This is a genomic window from Sutcliffiella rhizosphaerae, from assembly GCF_917563925.1.
GTDB lineage: Bacteria > Bacillota > Bacilli > Bacillales > Bacillaceae_I > Sutcliffiella_A > Sutcliffiella_A rhizosphaerae.
In genome coordinates, this window is sequence record NZ_CAKJTJ010000020.1 from 22538 (window position 1) to 34761 (window position 12224).

A 12224-nucleotide genomic window follows, 5' to 3' on the forward strand; every position below is an offset into this window, starting at 1 on the left:
AGCTCCTGAAGCAATACATCGTTGTAACTTCAAAATCTTATACATTCATAGAATAAGCTGTTTTGCAAAAATAATTGAAAAAAAGCCTAAAAAACGACGTGGAACCTTTTACCGGTACCACGTCGTATATTTCTTGCTAGTCCTCGCACGCCTCTTTATCCAAATCACATTTTTCAATAAATGCAGTTGTATATTGTGTTGTTTTCACCGCTTTGTTAGGATAGGTCTCTGTAAGTGATACCACCATTTTCTTGCCAAACCCCTGTCCTCTGTGAGATGGAATCACACTAATATGTTGGATGGTGAAACTTTCTTCCTCCAACTCGATTCCAATCAATCCGATAATATCATCTTCTTTCCAGAGGAAAAGCTGCCAATTGTCTTTCTCTTCGTAGTCTTTCATAGATTGCTGCAATTTTTTTAGCTCTTTTTCAGTCGGCATAAAGGACATTAAACCCATAGCAATTTTTTCAAAGCTCTTCTTATAACGAATTAACATATATTACCCCTCATTATTGAAAAACTTTCATCCGAAAACAATCAGCATTATTACTAATGTCAGTATAGGGAGTTTTTTCAAAAACGTTCCCGCTTGAAAGAATTTCATACTCTTAGATATACATTCTATCCAATTAGTACTTTAAAGTACACCCTTTTAGAGTAAATATTACAATTCACGTAGCAGGTTTGCCATCTCTATTGCTGCTACAGCAGCTTCCCAGCCTTTATTTCCAGCTTTTGTTCCCGCTCTTTCAATGGCTTGCTCAATGGTCTCTGTCGTTAACACCCCAAAAATAACTGGGATTCCAGATTGCATAGATGCTTGAGACACCCCTTTGGCCGCTTCGTTACAGACATAATCAAAGTGTGGTGTGGATCCACGGATTACTGTACCAAGTGTAATAACCGCATCGTATTTTCCTGAATCCGCCATCCTCTTTGCTACAAGAGGGATTTCGAATGCACCTGGAACCCAAGCAACGTCCACCCCTTCTTCTTCAACACCGTGACGCTTCAAAGCATCCTTTGCGCCACTAAGCAGTTTCCCTGTAATAAATTCATTAAACCTCCCTACTATAATTCCCACCTTTAGTCCAGATCCTACTAAATTTCCTTCAAAAACCTTTGCCATCTTTATTTCCTCCTCTATTTATGAATGTATAAAATACTGTTCGCTACATCTACTAAAAGTGCAGCATATGACCGAGCTTAGTATGCTTTGTTTTTAGATAATTTTCATTGTCCAATTTTGTTGGCATTTGTAAAGGAATTCTGTCGACTACTTCCAACTCGTATCCTTTTAGACCTGCAATTTTACGAGGGTTATTGGTTAGTAACTTCATTTTAGTCACGCCAAGGTCGCGAAGGATTTGTGCTCCAATCCCATAATCACGTAAATCTGCACCAAATCCAAGTTTCTCATTGGCTTCAACAGTATCGTAGCCCTCTTCCTGAAGCTTATAGGCACGCATTTTATTTAACAAGCCGATACCTCGCCCTTCCTGCCTCATATACAACAACACACCATTTTTCGCTTCTTCAATTTGTGATAAGGCTGCATGAAGTTGTGGACCACAGTCACAACGATTTGATCCAAATACATCCCCTGTTAGACATTCAGAGTGAACCCTTACAAGAGTAGGAGTATCGGGGTTTATTTCTCCTTTAACCAAGGCGATGTGCTCTTTTCCATCTACCACATTTGAATAACCAATTGCCTTGAATTCGCCAAATTCAGTAGGAAGTTTAATTTCTACCTCTCTATGAACTAACTTGTCTTTTCTATTACGGAATTGAATTAAATCTTTGATGGTAATCATCTTTAAATGAAACTTATCGGCTATTTTACGAAGTTCGGGTACTCTTGCCATCGATCCGTCTTCATTCATAATTTCACATATGACACCAGCTGGAAACGATCCGCTCATTTGCGCAAGGTCAACAGCTGCTTCTGTATGTCCAGCTCTTCGCAACACTCCACCTCTTTTTGCAACCAATGGAAAAATATGACCTGGCCGTTTGAAGTCACCCGCTGAAGCTTTTGAGGATAAGAGCTCCAAAACGGTAGTCGATCGTTCATATGCAGAGATACCAGTAGTCGTTGATTTGTGATCTATACTCACGGTAAATGCCGTTCCATGGGAATCTGTATTATGATTAACCATTGGAACAAGTTCCAGTCTATCCGCTACATCCTCTTGAATTGGGACACAGATCAATCCACGACCATGTGTTGCCATAAAATTTACGATTTCAGGGGTTGTTTTTTCAGCCAGAGCAACGAAATCCCCTTCATTTTCTCGATCCTCATCATCGCATACAATAATAACTTTTCCTTCTTGTAGATCTGACAATGCTTCTTCTATTGTGTTAAAAACTATACTCACCCTCACTCACCCCACCTTATCTAAAACCATTCTCTTCTAAAAAAGAAAGAGTCATTTCTTTCTTTTTTGTCGGAGCCGATTGTTGATTCAATAAATGATCCATATATTTTGCCAGCATGTCCACCTCAATATTAACGATATCTCCTATTCCCTTTTCTCCAAGAATTGTTTCCGTTAAGGTATGAGGAATAAGAGAAATAGTAAAAGTTAAATCAGCTGTTCCAAATATCGTCAAGCTGGTTCCATCTACTGTTACAGATCCTTTCAACATCAGGTACCTTGCCAAATTCTCATCTACATTAATATGGTAATATACCGCATTAGAAATTTGTTTTTTATGAATAATTGTTCCAATTCCATCTACATGTCCGCTTACAAAATGACCACCAAAACGACCATTAGCCATCATTGCACGCTCTAAGTTTACTCTACTACCTACATCTAAACTTGAAAGAGATGTTGATTTTATTGTTTCAGGCATGACGTCTACAGTAAACTTATTAGAGGAAAAGGATGTTACTGTAAGACAAATACCATTTACTGCAATGCTGTCGCCAAGTTTAACATCCTCTAATACTTTCTTCGCCTCAATTGTTAGAATTATAGCTTGGTCACTTTTTGTTATTTGTTTTAAAGCACCTATTTCTTCCACTATGCCTGTAAAAATATGATACACCTCCCATTTATTTTTTAGGAACAGAAACGATTTTGAGGTCATCTCCAACCCTAGAAAATTCCCTTACTTCTAATTCCATTATTTCTGACATTGCGGCATAACCATCTCCACCAATTATTGTTGGAGCGTTTTTACCACCTATTAATTTCGGAGCAATATAGGTAATCACTTTATTAATGGCATGAGCTTTGAGGAAACTCTCATTAACAGTTGCTCCACCCTCCACAAACAAAGAAGTAATCCCTAGTTCTCCTAGTAAATGTAGTACCTTTTCGATATCTACCTTTTCTGTTGCTAAAGGTAGTACTTTTACTCCCTTTAGTCCTTGCACCATTTTTGTTTTGTTTGCAGGAGGGTTGCAACCGGTGATAATCCATGTTAGTGCTTGCTGATCTGTCAATAATTTGCAATCAATGGGTATCTGTAACTGTGTGTCTAAAACTATTCGAATCGGGTTTTTACCTCCATTCGGTAATCTCGTCGTCAGACTTGGATTGTCCGCAAAAACAGTTCCGATTCCTACTAAAATAGCATCATGTTTATGTCGATATTGATGTACATCTAATCGAGCATCCTTACCTGTTATCCATTTACTTTCACCTGAAGAAGTTGCTGTTTTTCCATCCAAGCTTGCAGCCGTTTTTAGCGTAACAAATGGTGTTTTTGTCTTAATAAAATGGAAAAATACTTCATTTAGCAAGTTTGCTTCCTCTTGACATATGCCTGTTTCCACATCAATCCCAGCACTTCTAAGCTTTTCAATTCCCTTTCCAGCAACTAACGGATTCGGGTCAACAGAAGCTATTACAGCCTTTTTAACTTTTGAACGTATAAGTAAATCTGAGCAAGGTGGTGTTTTCCCATAATGACTACACGGTTCAAGCGTGACGTATACAGTAGATCCTTCTGTTTTTTCTAAACCAGCCATCTGGATAGCATTCACTTCCGCATGATGTTCACCAGCTCTTAGATGAGCTCCAAAACCAACAATCTCTCCATTTTTTACAACCACTGCTCCAACAACAGGATTAGGAGAGGTTTGCCCTGCCACCTTACTGGCAAGGTCAATGGCAAAATCCATAAAATACTTATCGTTCATAAAACACTCCTCCCCCTAATAAATTCACATATAAAAAAACCTCTAAGAATCATTCCTTAGAGGTTTGGTGGATTAAAATTGCGTATAGGAAAATAAACAGTGTCCGAAACGGAAATTTTCACTGTTTTTCTTGGCAATTAATCCTTCTCCCATCCAGACTTTCACTGTCGGCCCTGGAGTTTCACCAGATCCACCGCTTTTCTTTTTTAAAGAAAATCGGGTCACGGACTAAGAAGCAGATGCTTCATCACCGCCGGTAGGGAATTTCACCCACCCCCGAAGGACATTATATGTAATTATGTAGCTATCTTAATTATCTTAGCATATCTTTTGGAAAAGTGAAATTTTCTGATTCCATTTACACGATAAATATCCAATAGATGAGTCCCCAAACTAAAGCAAGAGCAAAGAGAATCCCTAGTAGAATCCAGTTTTTTTTCATGTTGGCTTACCTGCTTTCTATTTCTAGTCAAACGGCTATGTAAAAATCCTGTGTTAACTTTAAGCAAACAGAGCTTACTCAAGTAAAGGTCCTGTAAAACAGCGGAGGTACAATTTAAATCAACAGAGCCACTAAAAAAAGAGAGAGCATTTCTGCTCTCTTCGTTTTATGCGTCCTTTACTTCCACTTTTTCCATAACATCGCCATTTTTCATATTTCTAGCAGTTTCAAGTCCAGAAGTCACTTTCCCGAATACAGTATGTACTCCGTCTAAATGCGGTTGTGGCTGGTGAACAATAAAGAATTGACTCGAACCAGTATCTCTACCGGCATGTGCCATAGAGAAAACACCAGCTTCATGCTTATGAGGGTTACCTTCTGTTTCACACTTAATTGTTGTACCACTTCCACCAGCACCTGTACCTGTTGGATCTCCACCTTGACTCACGAAACCTGGAATAACACGATGGAAGGTAACTCCGTTGTAGAAACCTTCGTTAGCTAGCTTTTCAAAGTTAGCCACAGTATTTGGTGCTTCGTTTGGGTAAAGTTCAAACTCAATTTTCTCGCCATTTTCCATTAGTATGTATCCTGTTTTTGCCATAGTTAACACTCCTTTTTGTATAAATCAACCATGTCTTATCATACATGAAAATAACCGGAAAAGGAAGTAAGAGGGATATGAATCAGCTTAGTCATTTTTTTGCTTGATAGAAGATTATGATTAATGGTACTCGCTCCGTGTAAGTTCGATTAATTTCTATTGGTATATAGGCTAAGTTTCTTCCCTATGCTACTGAGAGCTTTTTCTTCTGTAATAGTCTAGCTCTTTTGAAATTCCATTCCGGTGGTGAGGATATTTTCTGCACCTTTTCGGACTCTTTTTCGTTATTATACTGCCGATGAGGACCCTTTCTCCCTAGGACTTGCTCTTTTCTACCTTCATTATTACTATTGCATAATATCATTGTTCCGTATCAAAAAACCGCCGAGATACTAATCCTGGCGGTTTTTGGTAATTAATTACTTTGTGACCTTACTCTTACTTTGATAAGGTACATCTAATCGTACGAGATCTTCGAAGGATTCTCGTCTGATTACTAGTTGCGCTTCTCCATCCTCGACGAATACAACTGCTGGTCTTGTAATACGGTTATAGTTATTTGCCATTGCATAGCCATAGGCGCCCGTACAAAATACTGCCAGATAATCCTTGTGATTTGCTTTTGGTAAAGGAAGATCCCAAATAAGCATATCACCGGATTCGCAGCATTTTCCAGCAATGGAGACCTTATCATCTGCCACATCATTCACTCGATTGGCTAGGACCGCTTCATATTTTGCCTGATAAAGTGCAGGTCGAATATTATCTGTCATTCCCCCATCCACAGCTAAGTAATGACGGATATTGGGAATCTCTTTTTTTGATCCAACTGAATAAATCGTTGTACCGGCATCTCCTACTAGCGAGCGGCCAGGTTCTATCCAAATTTCAGGCATGTTTAATGCATGATCGGTAACAAAAGCTTTGACATCAGCAATAATTTCTTCCACATATACAGATGCTGGGAGTGGGGTGTCCTCTTTTGTGTAGCGAATTCCAAATCCGCCACCCAAGTTTACAACTCTTGCTTCAAACCCTTCCGTTTCCTTCCAATCTTTTAGGGTTTCGAAAAGCTTTCCAGCCGCAAGTTTAAAACCTGTTGTTTCAAAAATTTGTGAACCTATATGGCAGTGTATTCCGAGCAAATCCAAATTAGAGGCTGAAAAAGCAATTTTCATTGCTTCATGAGCCTGCCCACTTTGAAGGTCAAAGCCGAATTTTGAATCTTCCTGACCAGTTAAAATATAGTCATGCGTATGTGCATTGATACCTGGCGTTACACGCAGTAAAACAGGCATCATATAATCATGTTTTTCACAGATTTCATTTAACATGGAAAGTTCAAGGAAGTTGTCCACTACTACGCATCCGATTTTGTTTTTCACAGCCATCTCAAGTTCTTCTTCGCTTTTATTGTTCCCATGAAAATGGATACGCTCAACGGGAAAGTCTGCGACAAGTGCGGTATAGAGCTCCCCACCAGATACCACATCCAAAGATAAACCTACTTCTTTAACAAGTTGAAACATGGCAACAGACGAGAATGCCTTACTTGCATAGGCAACTTGCGCTTGTACTCCAAGGTTTTGAAATGTTTTTTGAAAATCTCTCGCACGCTCACGAAAAAGTGCAATGTCATAAATATAGAGAGGGGTGCCGTATTGATTTGCCAGCTCTATTGTATCCACTCCACCAATTTCAAGATGTCCTTTATTGTTTACTTTGCTAGTTCCATGAAAGTACATATTCCCTTTTCCCCTCTTACCGATTATTTGAATATAATATTACCTTATTCTTTACCCCTATAAATTGGGTGTGTGATAGCCTTGATAAGAAAAATAAAGGCTACATTTGAACAGAAAAAACAGCTAAACAGAATTAGCCGTTTTTTCTTGCTTTTATCCTGTACTTAATTAAAATAAACTCTACCATAACTGTCATGGTCTATCAAGCGAATATTCATTCAATTGAATTATCTTGAGGTTGTCTAAAACGATTTTTGGGATGAACAATACTTGGACGGATTTTTGCTCCAGGAGTACTTCTTCTTATTAATATCATTAATAAAGCTTTCGGACTAAACGGAATGAACGGCCATAAGTAAGGGGTGTTAAGTGATCTTGTTCCTACCAGCAATAATATGAACAACGTTATTCCAATGACAAGCCCCTGTACTTTGAATAATGCAACACTAATTAATAAAAGTAACCTGACTATTTTATTTGCCACACTCAATTCATAACTTGGAGTCGTAAAAGAACCAATTGCAGCAACGGATACATACAGAATTACTTCTGGTACGAATAGACCCACGTCAATTGCTATCTGTCCTATTAACACAGCTGCTATTAAACCCATTGCAGTTGATAGGGCAGTAGGCGTATGAATAGCTGCAAGCCTTAAAAATTCCACACCAATATCTGCTAAAAATATTTGAAAGACTATCGGAATATTTGACTCTTCATTTGGCCCAATAAAGCTAATTGGTTCTGGTAAAAGTTGTGGTTCTAATATCATCAAAAACCATAATGGCAATAGAAATAATGATGCGAAAATCCCACAAAATCTGACCCACCTTACAAATGTTCCGACAGCTGGAGATTGTCGATATTCTTCCACATGCTGTACATGGTGAAAAAAAGTAGTAGGGGTAATAATTACACTTGGCGAAGTGTCTACCATTAGAATGACATGACCTTCTAAAAGGTGTGTAGCTGCAATATCAGGTCGTTCTGTATATCTGACAAGAGGAAAAGGGTTAAATCCTTGTTTGACGAGAAACTCTTCCACCGTTTTATCGGCCATGGTCAGTCCATCAATGTCAATGCTTTTTACTTCTTTGCGAACGACATCTACTAGATCTGTATCAGCAACATCCTTTATGTATGCGAGGCAAATATCGGTTTTCGACCGTTCGCCTACTTGGAAAATTTCATAACGAAGCCGTTCATCCCTTATTCGTCTGCGTGTAAGTGCTGTATTAACAATAATGTTTTCCACGTAACCGTCACGAGCTCCACGTACAACTTTTTCTGTATCGGGCTCTTCAGGGTTTCTCCCAGGATATGAACGGGTATCAATGACAAATCCGCTTTCTTCCCCTTCAAGAAGAATTACTATCAATCCACTAAGTACTTGGTCTACCACTTCGTCCATATATTCGATTGTTTCCACTTGTTGGTTAACAAGACGATTGAATATGATTTCTTTTACCTTATATGTTTTTCGCTCCACATCATTAATATGAAGGAGTTCCTCCATAAGTTCTATAATGAACATGGTGTCACATAATCCATTCACATAATAGATGTTTAGCTCTCTTCCTAATACGGTTATTTTCCTAACGCCAAGGTCAAAGCTAACGTCCAGTCCCACTTCGTCTTTGAAGAATTTTTCATTATTCGTCAATTTCGGTGATATCGGAACTTTTTCCATTCCATTGTGAGACATTATACCCATTCCTCTCTAAAATAATTTCGACGGCTTTTCTAGTAATCGGTGCACCTATTTTTACATCATCTCTTCTGGCCATCTTTCCTATATCGCCTATCCCAACTATGAGCGGAATATGTAATTCATCCAGACAATATACGGTATCACCGTTTATTCTTCCAATATCCATTTCTTGTATTCCACTTTTATCAACTCCATGGGAAGATACTTGCAGATCTCTGTCCACCGTTACATGTACTTTTGTCCATTCGGATTGATGTGTTTTGGAAGCAACAGCAATGACACCAAGCACTTCGATTTGTTCATGCGTCACTACATATCTTAACGCCTGCTCTCCAGCCCCTTCCCCTAAAAATCCACTATCATCAAACATAACAAAAACGGGTTCACTTTTAGCTTTGAGAATTAGTTTTACTAGCTCCGACCCACTTAGAAGGGTAGGGTTTCCAAAGGATGCCGAAATGCATCTCCCACCATAATACTTCGCAACATATTGAATGGTTTTCTTTGCATATACATCTCCATCAGTTATTAATATGACCCGTTTTTTTATCATGTGGACCTATCCTTTCGGCTTAAAAATAAGCGCTACAAGAAAAGAGAAAAGTATTGCCGCTGATATTCCCGCTGAAGTTAACTCAAAGATCCCCATCCCTATTCCTATAAATCCATGTTTTTCAGATTGATGCATTGCCCCATGGAGAAGGGAGTGTCCAAAGCTAGTTATCGGCACTGTTGCACCTGCACCTGCAAAATCAATTAATTTATCATATAAGCCAAATCCGTCCAATACCGCTCCTGCAACGACAAACGTACTCATTACATGTGCAGGTGTAAGTTTGGCAAAATCCAAAAGTAACTGACCAATTACACAGATAATTCCACCTACTATAAAAGCAATAAGATACTCCATGTTATGGATCCACCCTTTCAAGTACCACTCCATGTGCAATTGTTGGAATGGATTCCTTTTGTTGAATCATCGTAGGGCTTAAAAGGGCACCAGTAGCAACTACAAATATCTTTTTCAGGATGCCTGTTTTCAGTTCATTCATGAGATGAGCATATGTGACTACTGCACAACAACCGCAGCCGCTTCCCCCAGCATATATGTTCTGATCAGGTCTGAATATCATCAGCCCACAATCACTGTGCTTCTCCGAAATATCATAACCATCTTCCTTTAATAATTCTTTTAAAATCGGACTTCCAACACCTGAAAGATCTCCGGTAACAATTAAATCATACTGATCTGGATGTTCATTTAAATCCTCAAAGTGTTGCCAAATAGTATTAGCGGCTGCCGGCGCCATTGCAGATCCCATGTCAAACGGATCCGTTATGCCCAAGTCCATTACTCTGCCAATTGTTGCAGAAGTTATTCTTATTGGACTTGGCTCTCTACTAATAAGTGCTGTCCCAGCCCCAGTAACAGTAAATGTCGCTGAATCCGGCTTTTGCCCACCATATTCTGTTGGATAACGAAACTGTCTTTCCGCTGTTGCATTGTGACTGCTAGTAGTTGCAAGAACCCTATTAGCAAATCCGCCATCCACTAGTGCAGATCCAACCGCCAATGTTTCCATCGATGTGGAGCATGCGCCAAACATACATAGAAATGGAATTTGGTTATGTCTTGCTACATAATTTGCAGTAACATTTTGATTCAATAGATCTCCAGCCAAAAAAAGGTCAATATCAGAATAGTCTAATTCCGCTTTTCCTAAACACACATTAATCGATTGCTCCATCAATCTTCTCTCTGCAAGCTCCCAACTGTCCTCCCCACAATGAAGCTCAGGATAGGCTTTATCAAAAAGGGAACCGAGCGGCCCTTTTGCCTCTTTAGGTCCAACTACTGTTCCACTTGCATTTATATAAACTGGATTTTCAAATACCCAACTTTGTTTGCCAACTAATCTCATCAAAAAACCTCCTCACCATGTAATGCCATGGAGTAAGTACCTGATCATCCCTACTATATAGGCTGCTACAACGCCGAATACAATGACACTTCCTGCAAGTTTGAACATATTTGTCGCAACCCCAAGTACAATTCCCTCACTCCGATGCTCCATCGCTGCACTTGTCATGGAGTTGGCAAAGCCAGTAACAGGTACAGCTGAGCCTGCTCCAGAAAACTGACCAAGTTTATCATATAAACCAAACCCAGTAAGAAGTGCTGAAAATAGGATTAGTGTAGCTACAGTCGGATTTCCTGCGTTTTTCTCAGAAAAATGAAAAACCGACATGTAAAAATTTTGAATCCCCTGTCCAATCAGGCAAATAGCTCCACCTACCAAGAAGGCTTTTATGCAATTCATAACATAGGGTGGTTTTGGCTGAAACTTTTTGATGCTTTCTTTATAGTTATCTTTTATTTTCTCGCTCAACACTTTCACACACCTTTTTTACAAATTGACAAACACTAACCAATGATAAAGGGAGCCAATTATTTTTCCAAATACAATCGCCATTAATAGAATAGCCATGTGACCGTCTACACCAATTCTTTTAGCGAGTATTGGTAAAACATTTAAAACCTCTGTTAAAGCTGCAGCCAATAATCCAATAAAGATGCCGCAAAACATACCGATCGGAATTGCAATAATGGATGGTAGGTGAAAGGATACCGAATTCAAACTGATCCAACTGCCAAATAAGGCACCACAAATTACTCCCCATTCATAGCCATGTAAGTATTTAATTGTTTTAGTAAGCTGTGTTAGTCTCGGTATAATGCCCAAAACTGCAAGGAATGCTACAAAACCAGAACCAACTGCGAGTCCACCAGCCAAACCTAGAAATACGACAAAGACTATATTAATTGTCATTTATGTTTTTTGAACTCTCCTTGTTTTCATTCATGATGACATACTGATCTAAGTCTTGCTGATAGTTAAACATTTCTACTTCTAGTGGACTCGGTTCTTCGTTAATTCTTTTCCTGAAAACATGATTAAAAAAGAGAATCATTCCTAATCCTAATCCAATGGAATAGGGAATTTGTAGTAACAGTGGTTTTTCGTCATCTAATCCTGTTATGGTTTTAAAGATTTTTTGATGTACAACTCTCATGCTGACATCTTCGTGGAAGTTCATAATCGCAAGTGCAGCCCCTAAAAACAAAAGCAACCAAACTGCAATAAAAAAAATGGGCTTGAACTGTTTTTTTTTATAAACTATTTCAACAATTGTTTGGGCAGGTCCGAATGTTTGAATATCGATATTTTTATCAATAAGATGGATTTCCTCTATAATCCTCATTACATCAAGTATTTTAATTGATTTATCATTCACATTTACATGGTATATTTCCATTTGGCGAACCTTATCGATTGTTCTCGAATCAGCAACCAGTTGTGCGACATCTTCTAGTCTGACTATTTGATTAGGATTTACTTGTATTCGATGACGAAGGCGCAAATATAATGATTTGTCCATCTTGCAAACACCTCCTGCCAAAAATGGGATTGTCCCTTTAGTATGTATTAGTGGGAGAATTACCATGCAAAGGAAAAAAGGAGTCCAACAATTACCATTTCGGCGAAAAACGATGCAAT

Annotated in this window: 14 protein-coding genes and 1 riboswitch; all 14 genes read right to left on the reverse strand. The window is 38.7% G+C overall.

The features are described from left to right. Positions 1-136: 136 nt before the first annotated feature. The 14 genes from LRP81_RS15625 to LRP81_RS15690 all read right to left on the reverse strand — a co-directional run bounded on the left by LRP81_RS15625 (position 137) and on the right by LRP81_RS15690 (position 12105). On the reverse strand, positions 137-499 hold the full coding sequence (locus LRP81_RS15625; protein WP_230502715.1) for a GNAT family N-acetyltransferase: 363 nt from the start codon (positions 497-499) through the stop codon (positions 137-139). A gap of 168 nt (positions 500-667) precedes the next feature. Continuing rightward, complete coding sequence (gene ribH / locus LRP81_RS15630) at positions 668-1132, reverse strand: 6,7-dimethyl-8-ribityllumazine synthase (RefSeq protein ID WP_230502717.1); 465 nt, start codon at positions 1130-1132, stop codon at positions 668-670. A gap of 52 nt (positions 1133-1184) precedes the next feature. Next, entirely contained in the window at positions 1185-2387 is a 1203-nt protein-coding gene (locus LRP81_RS15635; protein WP_230502719.1) for a bifunctional 3,4-dihydroxy-2-butanone-4-phosphate synthase/GTP cyclohydrolase II, read from the reverse strand. Between the two features lie 16 nt (positions 2388-2403). Continuing rightward, positions 2404-3054: a riboflavin synthase gene (ribE, locus tag LRP81_RS15640; RefSeq protein WP_230502815.1), complete on the reverse strand. Its 651-nt coding sequence runs from the start codon at positions 3052-3054 to the stop codon at positions 2404-2406. Between the two features lie 16 nt (positions 3055-3070). Then, positions 3071-4162, reverse strand: coding sequence for a bifunctional diaminohydroxyphosphoribosylaminopyrimidine deaminase/5-amino-6-(5-phosphoribosylamino)uracil reductase RibD (gene ribD / locus LRP81_RS15645; RefSeq protein WP_230502721.1), 1092 nt, complete (start codon positions 4160-4162; stop codon positions 3071-3073). A 137-nt stretch (positions 4163-4299) separates the two neighbouring features. Beyond that, positions 4300-4450: riboswitch (FMN riboswitch) on the reverse strand. 320 nt (positions 4451-4770) lie between these two features. After that, positions 4771-5208 carry a peptidylprolyl isomerase gene (locus tag LRP81_RS15650; RefSeq protein ID WP_230502724.1) on the reverse strand — a complete coding sequence of 146 codons (438 nt, stop codon included), beginning with the start codon at positions 5206-5208 and terminating at the stop codon, positions 4771-4773. Between the two features lie 419 nt (positions 5209-5627). Next, the gene (lysA, locus tag LRP81_RS15655; RefSeq protein WP_230502726.1) at positions 5628-6953 is read right to left on the reverse strand and encodes a diaminopimelate decarboxylase; all 1326 of its coding nucleotides are present in this window, start codon (positions 6951-6953) and stop codon (positions 5628-5630) included. A 214-nt stretch (positions 6954-7167) separates the two neighbouring features. Continuing rightward, positions 7168-8658: a spore germination protein gene (locus LRP81_RS15660; protein ID WP_230502729.1), complete on the reverse strand. Its 1491-nt coding sequence runs from the start codon at positions 8656-8658 to the stop codon at positions 7168-7170. Continuing rightward, positions 8606-9217: a stage V sporulation protein AE gene (locus tag LRP81_RS15665; RefSeq protein ID WP_230502731.1), complete on the reverse strand. Its 612-nt coding sequence runs from the start codon at positions 9215-9217 to the stop codon at positions 8606-8608. The genes LRP81_RS15660 and LRP81_RS15665 overlap by 53 nt, the downstream gene beginning before the upstream one ends. A 6-nt stretch (positions 9218-9223) precedes the next feature. Beyond that, positions 9224-9574, reverse strand: a complete 351-nt coding sequence (spoVAE, locus tag LRP81_RS15670) for a stage V sporulation protein AE (protein WP_230502733.1) — start codon at positions 9572-9574, stop codon at positions 9224-9226. Position 9575: 1 nt separating this feature from the next. Beyond that, the gene (spoVAD, locus tag LRP81_RS15675; protein WP_230502735.1) at positions 9576-10586 is read right to left on the reverse strand and encodes a stage V sporulation protein AD; all 1011 of its coding nucleotides are present in this window, start codon (positions 10584-10586) and stop codon (positions 9576-9578) included. 12 nt (positions 10587-10598) lie between these two features. Next, positions 10599-11054 carry a stage V sporulation protein AC gene (spoVAC, locus tag LRP81_RS15680; RefSeq protein WP_399207868.1) on the reverse strand — a complete coding sequence of 152 codons (456 nt, stop codon included), beginning with the start codon at positions 11052-11054 and terminating at the stop codon, positions 10599-10601. A gap of 18 nt (positions 11055-11072) precedes the next feature. Continuing rightward, a complete protein-coding gene (locus LRP81_RS15685) occupies positions 11073-11495 on the reverse strand; it encodes a stage V sporulation protein AB (RefSeq protein WP_230502737.1) in 423 nt (140 codons plus the stop codon). Then, entirely contained in the window at positions 11485-12105 is a 621-nt protein-coding gene (locus LRP81_RS15690) for a stage V sporulation protein AA (protein WP_230502739.1), read from the reverse strand. The genes LRP81_RS15685 and LRP81_RS15690 overlap by 11 nt, the downstream gene beginning before the upstream one ends. Between the last annotated feature and the right edge of the window lie 119 nt (positions 12106-12224).

Coding starts and splice junctions, on each gene's coding strand:
- LRP81_RS15660 (WP_230502729.1), bottom strand. CDS start 8,658: ATGTCTCACAATGGAATGGAAAAAGTTCCGATATCACCGAAATTGACG.
- lysA (WP_230502726.1), bottom strand. CDS start 6,953: ATGTACTTTCATGGAACTAGCAAAGTAAACAATAAAGGACATCTTGAA.
- LRP81_RS15665 (WP_230502731.1), bottom strand. CDS start 9,217: ATGATAAAAAAACGGGTCATATTAATAACTGATGGAGATGTATATGCA.
- LRP81_RS15625 (WP_230502715.1), bottom strand. CDS start 499: ATGTTAATTCGTTATAAGAAGAGCTTTGAAAAAATTGCTATGGGTTTA.
- ribH (WP_230502717.1), bottom strand. CDS start 1,132: ATGGCAAAGGTTTTTGAAGGAAATTTAGTAGGATCTGGACTAAAGGTG.
- ribD (WP_230502721.1), bottom strand. CDS start 4,162: ATGAACGATAAGTATTTTATGGATTTTGCCATTGACCTTGCCAGTAAG.
- LRP81_RS15650 (WP_230502724.1), bottom strand. CDS start 5,208: ATGGCAAAAACAGGATACATACTAATGGAAAATGGCGAGAAAATTGAG.
- LRP81_RS15690 (WP_230502739.1), bottom strand. CDS start 12,105: ATGGACAAATCATTATATTTGCGCCTTCGTCATCGAATACAAGTAAAT.
- spoVAE (WP_230502733.1), bottom strand. CDS start 9,574: ATGGAGTATCTTATTGCTTTTATAGTAGGTGGAATTATCTGTGTAATT.
- spoVAD (WP_230502735.1), bottom strand. CDS start 10,586: ATGAGATTAGTTGGCAAACAAAGTTGGGTATTTGAAAATCCAGTTTAT.
- LRP81_RS15685 (WP_230502737.1), bottom strand. CDS start 11,495: ATGACAATTAATATAGTCTTTGTCGTATTTCTAGGTTTGGCTGGTGGA.